The 19,456-nt window shown below is 73.4% G+C and carries 22 protein-coding genes and 1 riboswitch; of the genes, 13 read left to right on the top strand and 9 right to left on the bottom strand.

From position 1 onward, the window contains the following. Nucleotides 1-10: 10 nt before the first annotated feature. Complete coding sequence (locus Q0195_RS13750) at nucleotides 11-721, bottom strand: hypothetical protein (RefSeq protein ID WP_299279491.1); 711 nt, start codon at nucleotides 719-721, stop codon at nucleotides 11-13. Between the two features lie 137 nt (nucleotides 722-858). Here Q0195_RS13750 and ligD point away from each other — a divergent pair, with 137 nt between their 5' ends. The 3 genes from ligD to Q0195_RS13735 all read left to right on the top strand — a co-directional run bounded on the left by ligD (nucleotide 859) and on the right by Q0195_RS13735 (nucleotide 3,360). After that, the gene (gene ligD / locus Q0195_RS13745) at nucleotides 859-1,917 is read left to right on the top strand and encodes a non-homologous end-joining DNA ligase (RefSeq protein WP_299279490.1); all 1,059 of its coding nucleotides are present in this window, start codon (nucleotides 859-861) and stop codon (nucleotides 1,915-1,917) included. Between the two features lie 422 nt (nucleotides 1,918-2,339). Continuing rightward, on the top strand, nucleotides 2,340-2,723 hold the full coding sequence (locus Q0195_RS13740; protein ID WP_299279488.1) for a hypothetical protein: 384 nt from the start codon (nucleotides 2,340-2,342) through the stop codon (nucleotides 2,721-2,723). Between the two features lie 37 nt (nucleotides 2,724-2,760). Beyond that, the gene (locus Q0195_RS13735; protein ID WP_299279486.1) at nucleotides 2,761-3,360 is read left to right on the top strand and encodes a TetR/AcrR family transcriptional regulator; all 600 of its coding nucleotides are present in this window, start codon (nucleotides 2,761-2,763) and stop codon (nucleotides 3,358-3,360) included. 31 nt (nucleotides 3,361-3,391) lie between these two features. Here Q0195_RS13735 and Q0195_RS13730 read toward each other — a convergent pair whose 3' ends face one another. Together Q0195_RS13730 and Q0195_RS13725 are read right to left on the bottom strand one after the other, a co-directional pair. Continuing rightward, nucleotides 3,392-4,453, bottom strand: a complete 1,062-nt coding sequence (locus Q0195_RS13730) for an ATP-dependent DNA ligase (RefSeq protein ID WP_299279484.1) — start codon at nucleotides 4,451-4,453, stop codon at nucleotides 3,392-3,394. A gap of 254 nt (nucleotides 4,454-4,707) precedes the next feature. Beyond that, nucleotides 4,708-5,397: an HAD hydrolase-like protein gene (locus tag Q0195_RS13725; RefSeq protein ID WP_299279482.1), complete on the bottom strand. Its 690-nt coding sequence runs from the start codon at nucleotides 5,395-5,397 to the stop codon at nucleotides 4,708-4,710. Nucleotides 5,398-5,488: 91 nt separating this feature from the next. Next, a riboswitch (glycine riboswitch) is annotated at nucleotides 5,489-5,580 on the top strand. Nucleotides 5,581-5,704: 124 nt separating this feature from the next. On the opposite strand from Q0195_RS13725, the gene gcvP reads away from it, so the two are divergent. From gcvP to Q0195_RS13705, 4 genes are read left to right on the top strand one after another with little or no spacing between them, the layout of a single operon-like run. Beyond that, complete coding sequence (gcvP, locus tag Q0195_RS13720; protein ID WP_299279480.1) at nucleotides 5,705-8,554, top strand: aminomethyl-transferring glycine dehydrogenase; 2,850 nt, start codon at nucleotides 5,705-5,707, stop codon at nucleotides 8,552-8,554. Next, on the top strand, nucleotides 8,551-9,666 hold the full coding sequence (gene gcvT, locus Q0195_RS13715) for a glycine cleavage system aminomethyltransferase GcvT (protein ID WP_299279478.1): 1,116 nt from the start codon (nucleotides 8,551-8,553) through the stop codon (nucleotides 9,664-9,666). Before gcvP ends, gcvT begins: the two co-directional genes overlap by 4 nt. A gap of 17 nt (nucleotides 9,667-9,683) precedes the next feature. Further along, a complete protein-coding gene (gcvH, locus tag Q0195_RS13710) occupies nucleotides 9,684-10,070 on the top strand; it encodes a glycine cleavage system protein GcvH (RefSeq protein WP_299279477.1) in 387 nt (128 codons plus the stop codon). Nucleotides 10,071-10,080: 10 nt separating this feature from the next. Then, nucleotides 10,081-10,491, top strand: a complete 411-nt coding sequence (locus tag Q0195_RS13705) for a PPOX class F420-dependent oxidoreductase (RefSeq protein WP_299279475.1) — start codon at nucleotides 10,081-10,083, stop codon at nucleotides 10,489-10,491. Here Q0195_RS13705 and Q0195_RS13700 read toward each other — a convergent pair. The 4 genes from Q0195_RS13700 to Q0195_RS13685 form a co-directional block, all read right to left on the bottom strand. Continuing rightward, nucleotides 10,481-11,071 carry a class I SAM-dependent methyltransferase gene (locus Q0195_RS13700; protein WP_299279473.1) on the bottom strand — a complete coding sequence of 197 codons (591 nt, stop codon included), beginning with the start codon at nucleotides 11,069-11,071 and terminating at the stop codon, nucleotides 10,481-10,483. The genes Q0195_RS13705 and Q0195_RS13700 overlap by 11 nt on opposite strands. After that, complete coding sequence (locus Q0195_RS13695; RefSeq protein ID WP_299279471.1) at nucleotides 11,068-11,385, bottom strand: SMR family transporter; 318 nt, start codon at nucleotides 11,383-11,385, stop codon at nucleotides 11,068-11,070. Before Q0195_RS13695 ends, Q0195_RS13700 begins: the two co-directional genes overlap by 4 nt. Beyond that, nucleotides 11,385-11,726: an SMR family transporter gene (locus tag Q0195_RS13690; RefSeq protein ID WP_299279469.1), complete on the bottom strand. Its 342-nt coding sequence runs from the start codon at nucleotides 11,724-11,726 to the stop codon at nucleotides 11,385-11,387. The genes Q0195_RS13695 and Q0195_RS13690 overlap by 1 nt, the downstream gene beginning before the upstream one ends. A gap of 163 nt (nucleotides 11,727-11,889) precedes the next feature. Beyond that, complete coding sequence (locus Q0195_RS13685; protein ID WP_299279467.1) at nucleotides 11,890-12,615, bottom strand: PIG-L deacetylase family protein; 726 nt, start codon at nucleotides 12,613-12,615, stop codon at nucleotides 11,890-11,892. Between the two features lie 17 nt (nucleotides 12,616-12,632). Here Q0195_RS13685 and Q0195_RS13680 point away from each other — a divergent pair, with 17 nt between their 5' ends. Both Q0195_RS13680 and Q0195_RS13675 read left to right on the top strand, forming a co-directional pair. Further along, nucleotides 12,633-13,766 carry a hypothetical protein gene (locus tag Q0195_RS13680; protein ID WP_299279465.1) on the top strand — a complete coding sequence of 378 codons (1,134 nt, stop codon included), beginning with the start codon at nucleotides 12,633-12,635 and terminating at the stop codon, nucleotides 13,764-13,766. Nucleotides 13,767-13,910: 144 nt separating this feature from the next. Then, nucleotides 13,911-14,075 carry a DUF5302 domain-containing protein gene (locus Q0195_RS13675; protein WP_299279463.1) on the top strand — a complete coding sequence of 55 codons (165 nt, stop codon included), beginning with the start codon at nucleotides 13,911-13,913 and terminating at the stop codon, nucleotides 14,073-14,075. Nucleotides 14,076-14,094: 19 nt separating this feature from the next. Here the strand turns inward: Q0195_RS13675 and mug are convergent, their stop codons facing one another. Further along, nucleotides 14,095-14,655: a G/U mismatch-specific DNA glycosylase gene (mug, locus tag Q0195_RS13670; RefSeq protein ID WP_299279461.1), complete on the bottom strand. Its 561-nt coding sequence runs from the start codon at nucleotides 14,653-14,655 to the stop codon at nucleotides 14,095-14,097. Beyond that, on the bottom strand, nucleotides 14,652-15,020 hold the full coding sequence (locus Q0195_RS13665; RefSeq protein WP_299279459.1) for a TetR/AcrR family transcriptional regulator C-terminal domain-containing protein: 369 nt from the start codon (nucleotides 15,018-15,020) through the stop codon (nucleotides 14,652-14,654). Before Q0195_RS13665 ends, mug begins: the two co-directional genes overlap by 4 nt. A gap of 378 nt (nucleotides 15,021-15,398) precedes the next feature. Here Q0195_RS13665 and Q0195_RS13660 point away from each other — a divergent pair, with 378 nt between their 5' ends. The 4 genes from Q0195_RS13660 (at nucleotide 15,399) to Q0195_RS13645 (ending at nucleotide 19,312) form a co-directional block, all read left to right on the top strand. Continuing rightward, nucleotides 15,399-15,596 carry a hypothetical protein gene (locus tag Q0195_RS13660; protein ID WP_299279457.1) on the top strand — a complete coding sequence of 66 codons (198 nt, stop codon included), beginning with the start codon at nucleotides 15,399-15,401 and terminating at the stop codon, nucleotides 15,594-15,596. A 139-nt stretch (nucleotides 15,597-15,735) separates the two neighbouring features. After that, complete coding sequence (locus tag Q0195_RS13655; protein ID WP_299279455.1) at nucleotides 15,736-16,911, top strand: RtcB family protein; 1,176 nt, start codon at nucleotides 15,736-15,738, stop codon at nucleotides 16,909-16,911. A 129-nt stretch (nucleotides 16,912-17,040) separates the two neighbouring features. Further along, entirely contained in the window at nucleotides 17,041-17,715 is a 675-nt protein-coding gene (locus Q0195_RS13650; RefSeq protein WP_366518109.1) for a CarD family transcriptional regulator, read from the top strand. 103 nt (nucleotides 17,716-17,818) lie between these two features. After that, on the top strand, nucleotides 17,819-19,312 hold the full coding sequence (locus Q0195_RS13645) for a UDP-N-acetylmuramoyl-L-alanyl-D-glutamate--2,6-diaminopimelate ligase (RefSeq protein ID WP_299279452.1): 1,494 nt from the start codon (nucleotides 17,819-17,821) through the stop codon (nucleotides 19,310-19,312). Nucleotides 19,313-19,456 lie beyond the last annotated feature (144 nt).

Below are 19,456 nucleotides of genomic sequence, written 5' to 3'. Positions count from 1 at the left end.
CGCCCCGGCGTCAGACCGGGAAGAGCTCGCGGTAGCCCGGGACGAACGTCGTCAGCACCATCGCGACGACCAGGCTGAGCACGAACGCCCAACCGCCGGTGAGCCGCGGTCGGGCGGGCATCGTGGCTGCGCGCCACAGCGGCGTCGGCTCGAGCAGGACGAAGACGAGAGCTGCCACCGGGACGTGGAGGAAGAACCAGAACCACGCCCACTTCGTCGCCAGTCGCGGCTGCCGGCCGCCGACGAGCAGGAGCAGCGCCGCGAGCCAGGCGAGGCCGCCGGGGTTGAGCTGGACGCCGCTCGTCGCCGGGCGCTCGGTCTCGCGGACGACGTCGACCTCGGCCGGCGAGTGCTGGACAGCCTCGAGGATCCGCCGGCTCTCGTCCACCGGTCCTCCGAGGTCGGTGGTCGTGGAGTAGTCGTAGAAGGCGTAGGTCGGGCGGAGCCCACCGTCCCAGCGGACCTCGAACTGACCGGTGACGGTGCCCGGCCCGGGCTGCTCGATGGTCACGCGCGTGACCTCACCCCTCGCGAGCGCGTCGAAGAGGTCGTCCAGCGACCGCTCCATGGGGGTGTGCACCAGCTGGACGAGTCCGACGAGCACCCCGACGGTGACCGCCAGGCGGAGGAGCCACGTCCAGCGCCCGGACGGCGGCACGTCCGCCACCGTGGTCGTCACGGTCGAGGGCAGCCCGGGGGACAGTGGTGCGACTCTGCTCACGACGTCGACCCTACCGGCGCCGACGGGCCCCCGGGCGTCCCGCTGCGTCCACACCCCGATGGCGCCCGCGCAGGTCGCGCCGCCAGGCCCGCAGGTATGGGCTGGGGTGCGGGGGAGCCGGGCGGTACCGTCGGGTCATGGCATCGACGAAGAGCCCCGCGGTCGAGATCGAGGTCGCCGGTCGCACCGTGCGGATCACCAGCTCGGACCGGGTGATCTTTCCCGAGCCCGGGATCACCAAGCGCGAGCTCGTCGACTACTACCTTGCCGTCGGCGACGGGATCCTGCGCGCGCTCTACGAACGCCCGGTGACGCTCGAGCGCTGGCCCAAGGGAGTGCGGGAGGGGATGAAGCGCGCCACCCGGGCCGACCCACGTGGCGACGCCTTCTACCAGAAGCGGGTCCCGGCCAAGGGGGTTCCGGAGTGGATCGAGACCGTCGAGATCGCCTTCCCCAGCGGCCGCACGGCCGACGAGCTGTGCCCCACGGACCTGGCCGCCGTCGCCTGGGCGGCGAACCTCGGCACCATCACCTTCCACCCGTGGCCGGTGCGCCGGGCCGACGTCGACCACCCCGACGAGCTGCGCATCGACCTCGACCCGCAGCCCGGCACCGACTTCGCCGATGCCGTCGAGGTCGCCGCCGTGGCCCGCGAGTACCTCGCCGAGCTCGGCTGGCGGGGCTTCCCCAAGACGTCCGGGAACCGCGGGGTCCACATCTACGTGCGGATCGAGCCGCGGTGGGACTTCACCCAGGTACGGCACGCCGCCATCGCCTTCGGCCGCGAGCTCGAACGCCGGATGCCCGGCCGGGTGACGACGAGCTGGTGGAAGGAGGAGCGCGGGGAGACGATCTTCGTCGACTACAACCAGAACGCCCGCGACCGGACCATCGCCAGCGCCTACAGCGTCCGCCCGCTCGCCCACGCCCCGGTCTCCGCGCCGGTCACCTGGGACGAGCTGCCCGACGTCGACCCGCGAGATCTCACCGTGCGCACGATGCCGGCCCGCTTCGCCGAGCTCGGCGACCTGCACGCCGAGATCGACGATGTCGCCCACGACCTCACCCCGCTCCTCGAGCTCTACGCGAAGCAGGAGGCGGACGGCCTGGGCGACATGCCCTACCCGCCGGAGTACCCGAAGATGCCGGGCGAGCCTGCGCGGGTGCAGCCGTCACGGGCGCGCAAGCCGGACTGAGTAGCGGCCGGTGCGTCCGACCGGCCGGGAGCCTCACCACCGTCGGACCTCCGCTCTCCGAGCCGCCACGGGCCGACGGTACGTCCGACGGTGTGGGACGGGTGTCGGACTTCTTGCCGGACTCTTCCCGTGAACCTCTGTTCACGGTTAGTCTTCCTCCACCGTGAACACAGGTTCACGCTAGAGGGGAGACCATCATGAGACGCTCACCCACCCGCGCTCGGACGACCCGCTCCGCACCTCCGGCGACGCGGGACGCTCCGACGAGAGAGGCAGGGCGCGACGTTCCGACAGGGGCGGTGTGGCGAGATCCGGCGGGGGCGGTGCCTCGACAGGCTCCGCCAGGAGCGACCGCCGTCGAGCCCCGACCACCGGTCCGGGAGACCTCGGCGACGGTCATGCGCCGGATCCTCTGGGTATCGGTGTCGGCAGCCCTGCTCACCACCGTCCACCACGTCCACGGCGCGCGGATCTACGACACCCCGGACCGGTACTACGCGGTGGCGATCGCCGTCGCCGGTCTCGCCCTCCAGACGGCGCTCCTCGCCGTGGCCCGCGGCGGGCACCCGCGGTGGGCGACGCTGGGACGGCGCGGGTTCGCCGCGGTGTCGGTGCTGTTCTTCGTCGTCCTCTTCGGGGTCGTCGAGGGCGGGTCCACACACGTCGTGGCACCCCTGCTCGCCGGCAGGTACGGCGGTGCCGAGCCGTTCGACGCGTTCTTCGAGGTGACGGGGATGCTCCAGGTGGTGCCCGCCGCCGTCGTCGCCGTCCTCGCCGGTCGCTGGCTCCGTCGCGCTCGCACCTAGACTGACGGCCAGTCCTACCGATCACGAAGGGCGGAGCGTGACCCGACGGCGCAGCAGCGAGGAGACGCAGGCAACCCGGGCGTCGCTCGTCGCCGCCGCCCGCCGGATCGTCCGCCGCTCCGGCGCCACGGCCCTGACGATGCGGGCCGTGGCGCAGGAGGCGGGCTGCTCCGTCGGACTGCCCTACAAGGTGTTCGAGGATCGGACGGAGCTCGTCCTGGAGCTCATCGTCAGCGAGCTCGCCGAGGTGAGCCGGGCCCTCGACGAGTGGGTGGCGGCCGCCGGGCAGCGCACCGTGGGGGACAACCTCGTCCGGTTCGCACGCATCCTCCTGGAGTCGGAGACACCGGCCCTGCTCCACGCCAACGAGATCGACGACGCGGCCTTCGCGGAGCGGTTGCGTGACGTCACACTCGCGTCGGGCATCGTGCGCTCGTTCGACGAGGCGATCGCCCAGTACCTGGCCCGGGAGCAGCGCCTGGGCCGCATCCGCGACGACGTCGCGACCGACGCGTTCGGCTTCCTCGTCACCGGGGCCGTGCACAACCTCGTGACCGCCGGCGAGCTGTACCCGCGGCCACCCCGGGCGGACCTGGAGCGCTACCTGCGGCAGGTCGCGGACGCGATCGCGCCGTGAGCGCACGACGTCGCTCAGCGCAGCACGTCGCTCAGCGCAGTACGTCGGCGAGGTCGAACCTCATCGGTTCCTCGAGCTGCTCGTAGGTGCACGAGCGCGGGTCCCGGTCCGGGCGCCAGCGGCGGAACTGCGCACTGTGCCGGAAGCGGGTGCCCTCCATGTGGTCGTAGGCGACCTCGAGCACGCGTTCGGGCCGCAGCGGCACGAACGACAGGTCCTTGCCCGCGCTCCACCGGCTCTGTGCCCCGGGCAGGCGGTCCTTCTCGTGGGCGCTCGCGTCCGCCCACTCGGCCCAGGGGTGGTCCTCGCCCTCGGCGACGACGAGCGGCTCGAGCTCGGCGACGAGCTCCTGCCGCCGCTTCATCGTGAAGGACGAGGCCACCCCGACGTGCTGCAGGCGGCCCTCGTCGTTGTACAGCCCGAGGAGCAGCGAGCCGACGACGTTGCCGGACTTGTGCCAGCGGAAGCCGGCGAGCACGCAGTCGGCGGTGCGCTCGTGCTTCGTCTTGAGCATGAGCCGTTTGCCCGGCTGGTAGGTGAGGTCGAGCGACTTGGAGACGACCCCGTCGAGCCCGGCACCCTCGAAGAGGTCGAGCCACTCGCGGGCCAGCGCGGTGTCCCGGGTGACCCGGGTGAGGTGGACCGGGGCGCCGGCACTCCCCAGCGCGTCCTCCAGCCGCGCGCGCCGCTCGGACATCGGCAGGCCGGTGAGGTCCTCGTCGCCGAGGGCGAGGAGGTCGAAGGCGACGAAGGACGCCGGGGTCTGCCCGGCGAGCAGCCGCACCCGCGACTCGGCGGGGTGGATGCGCTGGAGGAGCGCCTCGAAGTCGAGCCGGTCGTCGGTGACGATGACGATCTCCCCGTCGACGACGCAGCGCTCGGGCAGCTGCTCGCGCACGCTCTCCACGAGCTCGGGGAAGTACCGCGTCATCGGGCGCTCGTTGCGGCTGCCGATCTCGACGTCGTCGCCGTCACGGAAGACGATCGCGCGGAAGCCGTCCCACTTGGGCTCGTAGAGGTACTCGCCCTCGGGCACCTCCTTGACGGACTTGGCGAGCATCGGTGCGACCGGTGGCTGCAGCGGGAGGTCCATCCCGCGACCGTACTGCGCACCGCGCCCGCAGGCGAGGGAGTTCGCCGGCCAGGGCCGCCGCCCGTCGTGAGGTCGCGGGCCGGGACGTGCACCCGGGGTCGACCCCGCTGTCTGGTTCGCCCTTCTCGCTCATCCCAGCGTGCGCGCAGGGGCGAGATGTGATCGCAAAGGGCGAAGCAGACGGAGGGGTGGGAGGGAGGAACCCTCCCGCGGTCAGGACAGGTCGCGGGCGGGCTCGTCGAGGTGGTCGACGGTCAGGACAGGAGGCGGGCGAGCTCGTCGACGTGGTCGACGACGGCGTGTGCGCCCTCCTCCTCGCCCGGCTGCCCGTAGCCCCACGAGACGAGGACGGTCGGCAGCCCGTGCTCACCGGCGCCGTGGACGTCGTGGCGCCGGTCGCCCACCATGACGGCGCGGCCGAGGTCGACGCCGCGCTCGCGCAGGCCGGCGATGGCGTCGGCGACGATGTCGGCCTTCTCGGCCCGTGACTCGTCCTCCGAGGCACCGCACATGACGGCGAAGTACTGCGACAGGCCGAGGTCCTGGAGGATGACCACGGCCAGCGACCGGCGCTTGGAGGTGGCCAGGGCGAGCGGCACGCCGCGGGCGTGCAGGTCGCGGATGAGGTCGGCCATGCCCGGGTAGACCGGGGCCTGGAGCATCCGGTCGTTGTACCGCCGGCGGTAGTCGGTGACGATCTCGTCCAGCTGCTCCTCGGGCACCCCGGCCAGCTCGCGGAACCCGTCGCGGATCGGCGGCCCGACGAAACGCAGCAGCTCCTCCCGCGTCTGGGCCGGGTAGCCGAAGTGCGCGAGCGTCTCGGCGATCGCGTCGGTGATGACCGGCCCGGAGTCGGTGATCGTGCCGTCGAGGTCGAACAGCACCGCGGTGGGGTGCAGCGGCTCGAGCGACGTCGGGGCGGAGGCGGTGGCGTGCAGGATCAATTCACTTCCTGTGCTCGGGGGAGGGGGTCTGCATCCAGCATCCCATGGACCCGTTCTCGGGTACTGTGACCCGCACAACTCCATACGCCGACCACCCGTGGCGGGAGAGTCCCGCCGTCGAGCGGGCGCCGAAGGAGCAAGGTCCTCCCGCAATCTCTCAGGCACCCCTACCGCCGCGGCCAGGCAACTCTGGAAAGCAGCGCAGGCGCGCTCACCGACGGTGCAAGCGAGCACGCTCGCGAAATTTCTCAGGTCACGTGACAGAGCGGGGAGGACCGTCCCAGCACCGACCCTGGAGTCAATGCCGATGTCGTCAAGCCCTGCAGCAGCCACCTTCGCCGACCGTCACATCGGTCCCCGCCCGGACGACACCCGGGCGATGCTCGCGTACCTCGGCCATGCCGACTGGCAGCCGCTGCTGGAGTCGGTGCCGCCGGACATCCGGCACGAGCGCCCGCTGGACCTGCCCGCGCCCCGCAGCGAGCCGGAGGTGCTCGCCCGACTCCGGGAGCTCGAGGCGAAGAACGTGCGCCGCCGGCAGATGATCGGGCAGGGCTTCCACGACACCCACACCCCGCAGGTCATCCGCCGGAACGTCCTGGAGTCACCTGCCTGGTACACCGCCTACACGCCCTACCAGCCGGAGATCTCCCAGGGACGCCTCGAGGCGCTGCTGAACTTCCAGACCGCCGTCGCCGACCTCACCGCCCTGCCCGTCGCCAACGCCTCCCTGCTCGACGAGGCCACCGCCGTCGCGGAGGCCGTGCTCCTCATGCAGCGGGCGAACAAGCAGGTCACGGCAGCCACCGTGGTGCTCGACGACGAGCTCCACCCGCAGACCCTCGCCGTCGCCACCCACCGGGCCGCCGCCGTCGGCATCACGACCATCGTCGCCGACCTCGACGCCGGCCTGCCCGCGACCGACGACGACGGCGCCCTCACCGGTCTCGTCCTGCAGCAGCCGGGCACCTCGGGCCGGCTGCGCGACCACCGGGAGATCGTCGCCGCGGCCAAGGAGCGCGGGGCGCTCGTCACCGTCGCCGCCGACCTCCTGGCCCTCACGCTCATCACCCCGCCGGGGGAGCAGGGCGCCGACGTCGCGGTCGGCTCGGCCCAGCGCTTCGGTGTCCCGCTGTTCTTCGGCGGCCCGCACGCCGCGTTCATGGCGGTGCGGCAGGGCCTGGAGCGGCAGCTGCCCGGCCGGCTCGTCGGCGTCTCCAAGGACAGCGAGGGACGCACCGCGCTGCGCCTCGCCCTGCAGCCGCGCGAGCAGCACATCCGCCGGGAGAAGGCGACGTCGAACATCTGCACCGCGCAGGCGCTGCTCGCCGTGGTCGCCGGCATGTACGCCGTCTACCACGGCCCGGACGGGCTGCGCGCCATCGCCCGCCACGCGCACGACTGCGCCCGCGCCCTCGCCACGAGCCTCGGCTCGGCCGGGGTCGGGGTGGTCCACGACGCGTTCTTCGACACCGTCACCGCCCGCGTCCCCGGGCGCGCGGCTGGGGTGATCGCGGACGCCGAGCAGCGCGGGGTGAACCTGCGGCTCGTCGACGCCGACCACGTCGGCATCTCCTGCGACGAGACGACGACGGCGCAGGACCTCGCCGCGGTCGCCGCCGCCTTCGGCGCCGAGCCCGCCGAGCCGAGCGGCTACGAGATCCCCGAGGCGCTGCGCCGCACGAGCGAGTTCCTCACCCACCCGACCTTCCACGCCCACCGCTCCGAGACGCAGATGATGCGCTACCTGCGCCGCCTGGGGGACCGCGACCTGGCGCTGGACCGGACGATGATCCCGCTCGGCTCGTGCACGATGAAGCTCAACGCGGCCACCGAGATGCAGGCCATGCTGTGGCCGGGGTTCGCCACCATCCACCCGTTCGCACCGGAGCACCAGACCGCGGGCTGGCGCGAGCTCATCACCGAGCTGGAGACGTGGCTGGCCGAGATCACCGGCTACGACCGGGTGTCGATCCAGCCGAACGCCGGCTCCCAGGGCGAGCTCGCGGGTCTCCTCGCGATCCGCGGCTACCACCGCTCCCGCGGGGACGAGCAGCGCACCGTGTGCCTCATCCCGGCATCCGCACACGGCACCAACGCCGCCTCCGCGGTGCTCGCCGGCATGCGCGTCGTCACCGTCAAGACGGCGCAGGACGGCTCCATCGACGTCGCCGACCTGCGCGCCAAGATCGACCAGCACGCCGAGCAGCTGGCCGCGATCATGCTCACCTACCCCTCCACCCACGGCGTCTTCGACCCCGAGGTGCGCGAGGTGTGCCAGGCCGTCCACGCCGCCGGCGGGCAGGTGTACATCGACGGTGCGAACCTCAACGCGCTGATCGGCCTCGCCCAGCCCGGGGAGTTCGGCGGGGACGTCTCCCACCTCAACCTCCACAAGACGTTCTGCATCCCGCACGGCGGTGGCGGTCCCGGTGTCGGGCCGGTGGCGGTGCGGGAGCACCTCGTCCCCTTCCTGCCCGGCGACGCCGCCGCCCCCGACCCCAACGGCGGGCCACCCATCTCCGCCACCCGGTACGGCTCGGCCGGGGTGCTGCCCATCTCCTGGGCCTACATCGCGCTCATGGGCGCCGAGGGGCTCGCGGCCGCCACCCGCAACGCGCTGCTCGCCGCGAACTACGTCGCCAAGGCGCTCGAGGAGTACTTCCCGGTGCTCTACACCGGCGCCGGTGGGCTCGTCGCGCACGAGTGCATCCTCGACCTGCGCGACCTGACCAAGCGCTCCGGCATCACCGCCGAGGACGTCGCCAAGCGGCTCATCGACTTCGGGTTCCACGCCCCGACGCTGTCCTTCCCGGTGGCCGGCACGCTCATGGTGGAGCCCACCGAGAGCGAGGACCGCGCCGAGCTCGACCGGTTCGTCGAGGCGATGCGGACCATCCACGGTGAGATCGAGGACGTCCTGGCGGGCCGGGTCGACGTCGCCGACAGCCCGGTGCGGCGCGCCCCCCACCCGGCGGCCGACGTCGCCACCGACGCGTGGGACCGGCCCTACTCCCGCGACCAGGCCGCGTTCCCGGTGCCCGGCCTGCGCCAGGACAAGTACTTCCCACCGGTGAGCCGCATCGACAACGCCTACGGCGACCGCAACCTCATGTGCAGCTGCCCGCCGGCCGAGGCCTTCGAGGAGGACCGATGACCGACCGGGAGACCGCGCTGCGGGCGGAGCACGAGAGGCTCGGTGCGCGGATGACGAGCTTCGCCGGCTGGCGCATGCCGCTGCACTACGGCTCGCAGCTCGGCGAGCACCGCGCGGTGCGCGAGAACGCCGGCCTGTTCGACCTCAGCCACATGGGGACCGTGTGGGTGAGCGGCCCGGAGGCGGGGGCCTTCCTCGACTACGCCGTCGTCGGCGGCATCTCCGGGATGGAGGTCGGGCAGGCGAAGTACACCCTGCTGTGCACCCCCGAGGGCGGGATCGTCGACGACCTCATCGTCTACCGGGTCGGGGAGGACCGGTTCCTCACCGTGCCCAACGCCGCCAACACCGCCGCCGTCATCGGTGAGCTGGTCGAGCGGTCCGCGGGCTTCACCACCGAGATCACCGACTCGACCTCGGCGACGGCGCTGCTCGCTGTCCAGGGGCCGCGGGCGGTGGAGATCGTCGGCGCGCTCGCGACCGAGCCGGTCGAGGACATCGGCTACTACCGTGCCCGCTGGACCACGCTCGGCGGGCTCCACGTGCTGCTCGCCCGCACCGGCTACACCGGTGAGGACGGTTTCGAGGTCTTCCTCCCCGGTAAACATGCCTCGGGGCTGTGGCACGAGCTGGTCGCGACCGCCCCGGACCTGGTCCCCGCCGGCCTGGCCGCCCGCGACTCGCTGCGCCTGGAGGCCGCGATGCCGCTCTACGGCAACGAGCTGAGCCGCGACGTCGACCCGTTCACGGTGGGGCTCGGCGGCATCGTCGGGCTCAAGCGCAAGACGGCGGACTTCGTCGGCCGTGAGGCGTTGGAGCGCATCCGCGCGGCCCACCTGGCGCGGGAGCCGGGGCGCCGGGTGCTCGTCGGCCTCGTCGGGGACGGACGGCGCGCGGCGCGCCAGGGCGACGCCGTCCTGCTCGACGGGCAGGAGGTCGGCCGGGTGACCTCCGGGCTGCCCAGCCCGACCCTCGGCCGGCCGATCGCGCTGGCGATCGTCGACCCGGCCGCCGCGGAGGTCGGCACCGCGGTGGAGGCCGACGTGCGCGGCCGGCGCGAACCGTTCACCGTGGTCGAGCGTCCGTTCTACCGTCGTCCTGAGACCCACTGAACCGAAGGAGATCTTCCGTGGCAACGATCCGTCCGGACCTGAAGTACACCGCCGAGCACGAGTGGGTGGACAGCTCCGTCTCGCCCGTCCGCATCGGCATCACCACGGTCGCCACCGACGCGCTCGGGGACATCGTCTACCTCGACCTGCCGGAGGTGGGCACGGAGGTGACCGCGGGGGAGACGTGCGGTGAGGTCGAGTCGACGAAGTCGGTCTCCGACCTCTACTCCCCGGTCACCGGGACTGTGGTCGAGGTCAACCAGGACGCGCTCGACGACCCCTCGATCGTCAACAAGGACCCGTTCGACGAGGGCTGGCTCTTCGCCGTCGAGGTGGTCGAGGAAGGTGACCTCCTGTCCGCTCAGGACTACGCCGAGACCGCCGGCGCCGAGATCGGCGAGTGACCGTCACGCCGTGGACATCGACGAGGCGCTCCGGTTCGTCCGGGAGAACCCGCGTGGCGTGCTGGCCACCCACCGCCGCAGCGGCGACGTCCAGCAGTCGCCGGTGCTCGCCGCGGCCGACGACCGCGGCCGGGTGCTCATCAGCACCCGCGAGACGGCCGTGAAGGTGAGGAACCTGCGACGCCGCCCGCGGGCGTCGCTGTGCCAGATCTCCGGCCGCTTCTTCGGGCCGTGGGTGCAGCTCACCGGGCCGGTGGAGATCGTCTCGCTGCCCGAGGCGATGGACCTCCTCGTGGAGTACTACCGCCTGGTGGCGGGCGAGCACGAGGACTGGGAGGAGTACCGGGAGGCGATGGAGCGGGAGCGACGCTGCGTCCTCGTCCTCACGCCCGAGGAGGCCGGGCCGTCGGTCAGCGGCTGACCCAGGTCAGCGTGTAGCGGTAGTACCAGCGGCGGCGCACACGGGCGCCGGGAAGGACCGCGGCGGCGGCGCGACGGATCTCGGCGAGGGACTCGGTCGGGTCGGCCGTCGCGAGACCGACGTCGCCCTGGACCCGGTGCAGGTGGTCGAGGACCCGGACAGGGACGACCTGGATCCCGGACCACAGCCAGTCGGCCGGCCCGCGGTTCGCCGACAGGCCGACGACGAGGAGCTGCCCGCCGGGCGCGACGAGCTGCCTCAACCGCTGGAGCGCCGGCCGGAGCGGCATGTGGTGCAGCGCGGCGACGCACGTGACGGTGGCGAAGCGGCCCAGGGACGCGACGTCGTCGTCGAGCAGACCCGTCCGCAGCACCCGTGCCCCGGGCACCGACCGGGCCCGCGCCCGGTCGACCGCCTGCGGGTCCGGGTCGATGCCGACGACCTCGTCGACGACGGGGGCGAGCCGCTCGAGCAGCAGACCGTCGCCGCAGCCGACGTCGAGCACCCGCCCGCCGCGCCGGCGGGCGGCCGCGACGAGCTCACCGTGGAAGGCGGTGTTGTGGTTCCGGTACGCGGTCACTGTGCCCCGAGCTCCACGAGGAGCACACCGGCGGCGATGAGCGCGATCCCGGTCCACATGAGCGGGGTGAGCGGCTCGTCGAAGAGCACCCGGCTGCCCAGCGCCGTCAGGGCCACCCCGCCCGCGGTCCAGATCCCGTAGGCCACGCCGATCCCGACGCCGTGGCGCAGGGTGAGTGCCAGCAGGACGAAGGCCGCGGCGTACGCGACGCCGACGACGGCGAGCCAGGCGCGGCGCCCGCCCACGCTCGCCCGCAGCGCCAGGGTGCCGGTGACCTCGGCGAGGATCGCCCCGGTGAGCAGCGCCCACCCCATCAGGACTTCGCCTCCACCCGTGCGCGCTGCGAGCCGACCTCGACGAGGAGGACGCCGCCGATGATGAGGGCGATGCCGAGCGTCATCACCGGGGTGAACGGCTCACCGAAGATCGCGGAGGAGAGCACGGCGGTGAGCGCCACCCCGGTGGCGCCCCAGATGCCGTAGGCCACCCCGAGCGGCATCCCGTGGCGCAGCACCGCGGCGAGCAGGCTGAACGCGGTGACATACCCGACGGCGACGACGGCGTACCACGCGGGGTGGTCGACGGCGGCGCGCAGCGAGAGCGACCCGGTGACCTCGGTCGCGACCGCACCGGCGAGGAGGAGCCACTTGCGCACCAGCGGATTGTCTCAGGCGCCCGGCGGCTGCCCGTCACGGCGGTCACCCGGGGCGCGCCGCGTCGCGTGGCCCCGGGTCGAGGACCACACGGCCCAGGCGAGGTCGTCATCTACCGCTCCCACTGTTGCCGGCCGCCGTTGCGGGCGGTTGCTCGGGGGCGCGTCACCAGCCCAGGTCGAGCACCTCGAGCGTGGTCGCGTACCGCACCCCGAGGCGCCGGCCGCCGTCCTCCGCGGCCTGGCGGAGCATGGCGGCGAAGTCCATCTCCCAGCCCAGCCCGTCGAGGTAGGCGCGGTGCGCCTCGAGGGAGGCGACACCGGCGTCCATGGTGTCGGTGACGTCGACGGCGTGGGCGCTCGCCGGTGAACCGGGCAGCCACACCTGCCGGACCCCGTTCCACGGCTCGAGTCCGGCGGCGACCTGCTCGTGGAAGACCCACCGGTTGCCGGCGTCGCGGACGGCGTCGAGTGTGGCGCGTCCGGTGACGACGTGGTCCGCCTGGTTGATGCCGCCGCCCTCCCACGTGTCCCGGACGTTGTTCGTGATGACGATCTCCGGCCGGTGGCGGCGGATCTGCTCGCAGATGAGCCGGCGCAGGGGCAGGCCGTACTCCAGGACGCCGTCGGGTTGGCGGAGGAAGACGACCTCATCGACGCCGACGACGCGGCACGCCGCCAGCTGCTCCTCCTCGCGCAGCGGCCCGGACTCCTCGGGCGGGATGGCGTCGATCCCCGCCTCGCCGGAGGTCACGAGGCAGTAGGTGACGTCCTTGCCCTGCGCGGTCCAGCGGGCGACGGCGGCCGCGGCACCGAACTCCATGTCGTCCGGGTGCGCGACGACGGCCAGGGCGCGCCGCCAGTCCTCGGTCACGTGCTGCAGCTCGCTCATCGTGCCACGCTACCGCCGTGGCCGAGGATGACGACGAGGCATTACTGGCGACCGTCGCGCGTGAGCTCTACGGCGTGGTCCCGGGCGAGTTCGTCGCCGCCCGCAACGCCCGCGCCGCCGAGCTGCGCCGCGGTGGTGACCGCGGTCTGGCCGGCCGGGTCAAGGCGCTGGCCAAGCCGTCGCTCGCCGCGTGGGCCGTCGGGGTGGTGGTCCGCGAGGAGCCGGGCGAGCTCGACGCACTCGCCGAGCTGGGCGCCGAGCTGCGCGTGGCGCAGCGGACGGCCAACCCGGCGGAGCTGCGCGCGCTGAGCCGGCGCCGCCGGGAGCTCACCCGGGCGCTGACCCGCACCGCGGCGCGGCTGGCCGACGAGCGCGGCGTCCCGCTCTCCGCGGCTGCGCAGGAGCAGGTCGAGGCGACGTGGCAGGCCGCCGTCATCGACCCCGACGCCGAGCGTGTGGTCCGCAGCCTCCTGCTCGTGCGCACCCTCGACCCCGGCGACCTCGACGCGCTCGACGACGCGCTCGCGGTCCCCGGCGCGGTGCCCCTCGCGGAGCCGGCGGACGACGACGAGGAGGTGCATGTGGCCCCGCGCCCCGAGCCGGCACCACGGCGCACGATCTCGCGGCGTGTGCGTCCGGCCGAGGAGGCGGGCGGTGAGGCTGTGTCGCGCAGGGCGATCTCGCGGCGTGTGCGTCCGGCCGAGGAGGCGGGCGGCGAGGCTGCGCCACGCCGAGCCATCTCGCGGCGGCCGCGCCGCACCGCCGACGCTGCGCCCGGGTCGCGCTCCGCCACCCGCCGTCAGGAGCCGTCCGGGCCGCCCGAGCCCGCCGCACCCCCCGCCGACGTCGCCCGAGAGATCCGCCGCGTGGAGCGTGAGCTGCGTTTCCGGGAGAAGGCGGCCGACCACGCGCGGGAGCAGCTGGAGGAGGCGCAGGAGGAGCTCACGCGGGTCGAGGCCCGGATCCTGCAGACGGCCTCGCGCCTGGAGGAGCTGCGCCGCGAGCTCGAGGAGCGCGAGACCGAGCTCGCCGAGCTCGACGACGAGCGCACCGCGGCGGAGGAGGAGCGGGAGGACGCCGAGGCCCGCGCCGAGCAGGCACGCCGGGCCGTGGCCGAGCTCCGGGAGCGGCTCGTCGAGCTGTCCGGCTGAAGCCGTGGCGGGCCGGCCCGCTGAACCCCCTGGTCGTCGCGCCCGCTGAACCGCCGGCCGTTGCGGCCGCTAAAACCCTGGCCGTCCCGCCCGGGGCAGGGCAGGCTGGGACGTCCTACTCGCCACGACCACTGGGGGCCCACCATGCCTGACTCGACGGAGACGGCCAAGGAGAAGATGCGCGAGGCCCTGGAGCGGAAGAAGAACCGCGAGCACCTGGCCAACGAGGCACGCCGCAACACCGGCGCGGTCCACGGCAGCCAGGTGAACGGGGGCGGCAAGCGGACCTTCCGGAGGAAGTCCGGCTGAGCCGGGGCAGGCGGGCGCCTCAGGACTCGGTGGCGCGTCGCAGCTCGGCGAAGCGCTCGGCGAGCTGCGGCAGCGTGAAGTGCGCGTTGAGCCCGCTCGGGTTCGGCAGCACCCACACCCGGGTGGACCCGATGCGCTCGTCCTGCTCCCCGTACCCGGCGTCGCGCCGGTCGAACGCGGTCCGGTAGGCGGTGACGCCGAGGACCGCCAGCCAGGCGGGCCGGTGCTCCAGGACGTCGGCGACGAGCCGCCGGCCTCCCTCCCGCAGCTCGGCAGGGGAGAGCTCGGCGGCCGTCGCCGACGCACGCTCGACGACGTTCGTCACGCCCAGCCCGAGGTCGAGCAGCTCCCACTGCTCCGCCGGGTCGAGCTGCCGCGGTGTGAATCCGGAACGGTGGAGTGCGGGCCAGAACCGGTTGCCCGGACGGGCGAAGTGGTGCCCGCTCCACGCCGAGTACAGCCCCGGGTTGATGCCGCAGAACAGCACTCGCAGACCCGGCGCGACAACTGTCGGCAGGGTGCGCCCGGCCGCTGCGGCGAGCTCCTCGCGGGTGGGTCGCCGGCGGGGTGTGGCCGTCATGGCGCCGTGGCGGCGGACGCGGCCGCCCGCTCGAGCGCGTCGAGGACGACACCGAGCCCGAACTCGAGCTCTGCGCCGACGCCGTAGCCGGGTCGCATGACGTGCTCGACGGCGAGCTCGGTGAGGTGTGGGTACTGCTCGGGGGTGAGCTGCGCCGTGAACGACTCGGTGACGGTCGCGGCGCCCTCCTCACCCCCGAAGGGCAGCGCCACCTCCTGTACGGCGGACCCGTGGACGTAGGTGTCGAGCAGGGCGTAGGCGTGTGCCGTCATCTCCACCGAGACCCCCAGCCCCTCGGCGTCGGCGATCTCGACGGCGCAGCGCAGCACACGCTGCCTGCTCAGCGGTTCCCGTTCGCGGGCCATGCGGTCCCTCATTCCCTCGGTCGCGGTGCCTCGCCCCGCGGTCTCCCCCTGACGGGCACGGCAGGTGGGGCGGCCCCACCGCGCTCTTCCCGGAGCCGTACTGAGCTTCCCGCAGCCGTACGCCCGCATCACCGTACTCAGGAAGGTCGCTCGGGACTCGGGGGGTCCGTCACCCGAGGAGCGCCCCATGGCCGTGCCCCAGCACCACGGGTCCCAGCACGTGACGACGGAGGCGCCGCTCATGCGTGCCGTCCTACGTGACACCTACGGGCCGCCGGACGTCGTACGTCTCGCGCAGGTGCCACGGCCCGCCCCGGTGCCGTTGAGGTCCTCCTCCGGGTGCGGGCCGCGGGTGTGGACCGCGGGGTCTGGCACGTCATGACGGGGCTGCCGTACGCCGGGCGGCTCGCCTTCGGGCGGCGTCGTCCCGTGCTCGGGCACGACGTCGCGGGCACGGTGGTCGCGGGGGGAGCGGTCGTGCCCAGCCTCGACCGCGTACCCGCTCGCGCAGCGGCCGACGCCATTGCCGACCTCGTGGCGGGCGGCGTCCGCGGCAAGGTGGCGAACACTGTCTGACCAGCGGCGGGATACGCACCGCGTGCGGCTGGTCGCCGGCACTCTGGCCCGGTCCCGATGACACGGGCCCCAGGCCGCTGTCGCCGGGCCTCGTACCGGCTCCGGTGCCTTCCTGCCGCAGGTTTGCGATGGTTCGGTCATGGAGCAGATCACCGACAAGCTGTACTCCTGGGCCTCGATCATCGACGACCAGGCGCTGGCCCAGGCCCGGCTGACCGCCGAGCTGGACATCGTCGACCCCCACGTCGCGCTCATGCCCGACGCCCACGTCGGCATCGGGGCGACGGTCGGCTCGGTGATCCCCACCGTCGACGCGGTCATCCCGGCCGCCGTGGGGGTGGACATCGGCTGCGGCATGGTCGCGGTGCGCACCCAGTTCACCGCCGACCGGCTGCGCGGCGCGCGCAGACCCCTGTCGTACCTGCGGCAGCAGATCGAGCGCGTCATCCCGCTCAGCCCGGGCAACTACAACCGCAAGGTCGTCGGCCGCGCCCGGGAGGCGGTCGCCGAGCTCGAGCGGCTCGCCCGGGAGGAGAACGTCCAGCCGGCGTCGTTCGCCAAGAACTGGCAGCTGCAGCTGGGCTCGCTCGGCGGCGGCAACCACTTCATCGAGGTGGTCGCCGACGAGGCGGGGCAGGTGTGGACCTTCCTCCACTCCGGCAGCCGCGGCGTGGGCAACCAGATCGCCCGACGCTTCATCTCCGCCGCGCAGCGGGCCACCGAGCGGCGCGGCGTCGAGCTGCCCGACCGCAACCTCGCCTACCTCACCGTCGACGACCCCGACTTCCACACCTACCTGTCCCACCTGCACTGGGCGCAGGAGTTCGCCCGCCTCAACCGCGAGGTCATGATGGACCGCGTCGTCGAGCAGCTCGGGCTGTTCATGGGGGAGCCCGTGCAGCGGCGCGAGGAGGTCAACTGCCACCACAACTACACGGCGGTGGAGACCCACTTCGGGGCCGAGCGGATCGTCTCCCGCAAGGGCGCCATCGCCGCCCACCGCGGCGTCCGGGGGCTCATCCCCGGCTCGATGGGCACCCGCTCCTACGTCGTCACCGGGAAGGGCAACGAGATGTCGCTGTGCTCGGCACCCCACGGCGCGGGACGCGTGTACTCCCGCAGCCAGGCGCGCCGGACCTTCACCCAGCAGGACCTGCGCGACCGGATGAAGGGCATCGAGTTCCGTGACTCGGCGGCGTTCATCGACGAGATCCCCGACGCCTACAAGGACGTCGACGTCGTCATGGAGGACGCCGCGGACCTCGTGCACGTGGACCACGTGCTGCGCCAGCTGGTCAACGTCAAAGGCGAGTGACGGGCCTTTCCGGACCGCATCGGAATGGGCGCCTTCCGACCGTGGCGTACGTCACTTAGTGGAGAACTCGCACAAAGTATGAGAAGATGGTAAACGCTGGCTCGCGGGGGTCGGGCGCATTCACCGGAAGTGACTGCGAATTCCCCCGTGCCTCCTGCCGCGCCCCAGGCCTGCGGGCCCGTCGGGCGGGATGACGCAGGTCGGGCGAGTGAGGCAGACCGACGGCGCATTGGCCGTCGCGCCGAGTGTGGCACTTTTTTCGTGGAAAGGGTCGCTTTGGAATTCTCTACTGGTCAGGTTGTCGTTCATCCTCACCACGGCCCCGCGACGGTGAAAAAGACCTTCTCCCGCAGCATCCGCGGTGAGCGTCGCAAGTACCTGCGGCTCCAGGTCCATCACGACGACCTCCAGGTGGCGGTCCCGGTGGAGACTGCCGAAGAGATCGGCGTCCGCCCCACGATCGACCTGGACGAGGTCCGGGAGATCTTCGACGTCCTGCTCGAGGCCAGCGAGAAGCAGGAGAAGGTCTGGTCCCGGCGCATCAAGAGCAACGCCGAGCGGCTGCGCACCGGCGACCTCAAGGTCATCGCGAGCCTCATCCGTGACCTCACCCGGCAGAACGAGGAGAAGCGCCTCGCCTTCGGCGAGATGAAGCTCCTGCGGGACGCCTCCGGCCCGTTCGTCGCCGAGCTGGCCCTCGTCCTGGGCAAGGACGTCGAGGAGGTCACCGAGATGGTCAACGCGGCCATTCTCGAGAACGTCTCCCCGGAGCTGCCCGACGCCAAGCTCGCCACCGCGAGCTGACCGACGCACCGACGACGACGGCGTACCCCGGTGGGGTGCGCCGTCGTCGCGTCTCCACGGTCGGTCACGCGCCCCCACGCGGGAGCGACCTACGCTGGGCGGTATGAGACTCGGTGACCTGGCCGCCGCACTGGACCTCCACCCACCCGCCCCGGCGGACGCGTCCACCGAGGTGCGCGCCGCCACCCACCGCGCGGACTGGGCGAGGCCGGGTGACGTCTTCGTGGCCATCCGCGGCGCGCGGGCCGACGGTCACGCGTTCATCGACCAGGCGGTGGCGCACGGCGCGGTCGCGGTGCTCGGCGAGGGCCAGCCCGACGGCGTGACCTGCCCGGTCCCGTACCTGCGGGTCCCGTCCGCGCGGGCCGCGCTGGCCGACGCCGCCGCCGCACTGGCCGGCCACCCGAGCCGCTCGCTCACCGTCCTGGGGGTCACCGGCACCGACGGCAAGACGACGACGTCGGCGCTCACCCGGCACCTGATGCGCAGCGCCGGGCGGGCGACCGGGCTGCTGTCGACGGTCGGGTACGAGCTGCCCGACGGCGTCCTGCGTCAGCCGCCGCACCACTTCACCACCCCCGAGGCGCCCCAGGTGCAGCAGATCCTGCGGGACATGGTCGACGCGGGCGCCTCGCACGCCGTCGTCGAGGCCTCGAGCCACGCGCTGGCGCTGGACCGCGTGCGCGCGGTGGACTTCGACGTCGCGATCTGGACCAACCTCACCGGTGAGCACCTCGACTTCCACGGCACGATGGAGCAGTACTTCGCCGACAAGGCGCTGCTCGTGCGGCGGGCGGGGCACGCCGTGCTCAACGCCGACGACCCGTGGACCGAGCAGCTGCTGCCGCTGGCGCCCGTGCGGACCACGTACAGCGCCGAGGGGCGCCCCGCCGACTGGCGGGCGAGCGACGTCGTCGAGGGCCCGGGCGACCTGCGGTTCACCGTCCACAGCCCGGAGGGTGACGCGGCGGCGGTGCTGCCGATGATCGGCCGCTTCAACGTCGCCAACGCACTGGCCGCGATGGCGGGGGCGCACTCCGCGGGCGTGCCGCTCGCCGCCCTCGTCGCGGGCCTGGCGACCTTCGGCGGGGTCGCCGGGCGGATGGAGATGGTCGAGCGTGAGGACGGCGACCCGCGCGTCATCGTCGACTTCGCCCACACACCGCCGAGCCTGGAGAAGGCCCTGGAGACCGTCCGGGTGACCACCGAGGGCCGGCTGTGGGTGGTCATCGGCTCGGCCGGCGGCCCGCGCGACCCCTCGAAGCGGGCACCGCTCGGCGAGGTCGCCACCCGGCTGGCCGACGTCGCCGTCTTCACCGAGGAGGACCACCGCGACACCCCGCTGGAGGAGATCCTGCGCGAGATGGAGCGCGGCGCCAGGGAGGCGGGCCGCACCAACTTCGTCTCGGTCGGGGACCGGCGCGAGGCGATCCGCCACGCCGTGGGCCAGGCCGGTCCGGCGGACACCGTCGTGCTCGCCGGGAAGGGGCCGGAGGCCACCCTGGAGCGGGGCGACGAGACCATCGACTGGGACGAGATCGGCGAGGCCCGTCGCGCCCTCGCCGAGCGGCGGACGGGAGCCGGGACGGCGACGTAGCGGGTCCGGGTGGCCGGTGCGACGACGTCGCGGAGCCGGCCGGCGTAGCCGGGGCGAGCCGCCGGACGACCTCGCAGCGGGGCCCGCGCAGCCAGGGCGGCCACGGAGCGGGGCCCGCGCGGCCAGGGCGGCCACGCAGCGGGG

The organism is uncultured Georgenia sp., assembly GCF_937958535.1.
In the GTDB taxonomy this organism is placed as follows: Bacteria; Actinomycetota; Actinomycetes; order Actinomycetales; family Actinomycetaceae; genus Oceanitalea.
The sequence above is the reverse complement of the archived record's forward strand: the minus strand, read 5'-3'. Positions and strand labels throughout refer to the sequence as shown.

Excerpts from the sequence above, each read along its gene's own strand:
- ligD (WP_299279490.1), top strand. The coding sequence starts at position 859 with ATGGCATCGACGAAGAGCCCCGCGGTCGAGATCGAGGTCGCCGGTCGC.
- Q0195_RS13730 (WP_299279484.1), bottom strand. The coding sequence starts at position 4,453 with ATGGACCTCCCGCTGCAGCCACCGGTCGCACCGATGCTCGCCAAGTCC.
- gcvP (WP_299279480.1), top strand. The coding sequence starts at position 5,705 with ATGTCGTCAAGCCCTGCAGCAGCCACCTTCGCCGACCGTCACATCGGT.
- gcvT (WP_299279478.1), top strand. The coding sequence starts at position 8,551 with ATGACCGACCGGGAGACCGCGCTGCGGGCGGAGCACGAGAGGCTCGGT.
- Q0195_RS13695 (WP_299279471.1), bottom strand. The coding sequence starts at position 11,385 with ATGGGGTGGGCGCTGCTCACCGGGGCGATCCTCGCCGAGGTCACCGGC.
- Q0195_RS13685 (WP_299279467.1), bottom strand. The coding sequence starts at position 12,615 with ATGAGCGAGCTGCAGCACGTGACCGAGGACTGGCGGCGCGCCCTGGCC.
- Q0195_RS13675 (WP_299279463.1), top strand. The coding sequence starts at position 13,911 with ATGCCTGACTCGACGGAGACGGCCAAGGAGAAGATGCGCGAGGCCCTG.
- mug (WP_299279461.1), bottom strand. The coding sequence starts at position 14,655 with ATGACGGCCACACCCCGCCGGCGACCCACCCGCGAGGAGCTCGCCGCA.
- Q0195_RS13665 (WP_299279459.1), bottom strand. The coding sequence starts at position 15,020 with ATGGCCCGCGAACGGGAACCGCTGAGCAGGCAGCGTGTGCTGCGCTGC.
- Q0195_RS13660 (WP_299279457.1), top strand. The coding sequence starts at position 15,399 with ATGACGGGGCTGCCGTACGCCGGGCGGCTCGCCTTCGGGCGGCGTCGT.
- Q0195_RS13655 (WP_299279455.1), top strand. The coding sequence starts at position 15,736 with ATGGAGCAGATCACCGACAAGCTGTACTCCTGGGCCTCGATCATCGAC.
- Q0195_RS13645 (WP_299279452.1), top strand. The coding sequence starts at position 17,819 with ATGAGACTCGGTGACCTGGCCGCCGCACTGGACCTCCACCCACCCGCC.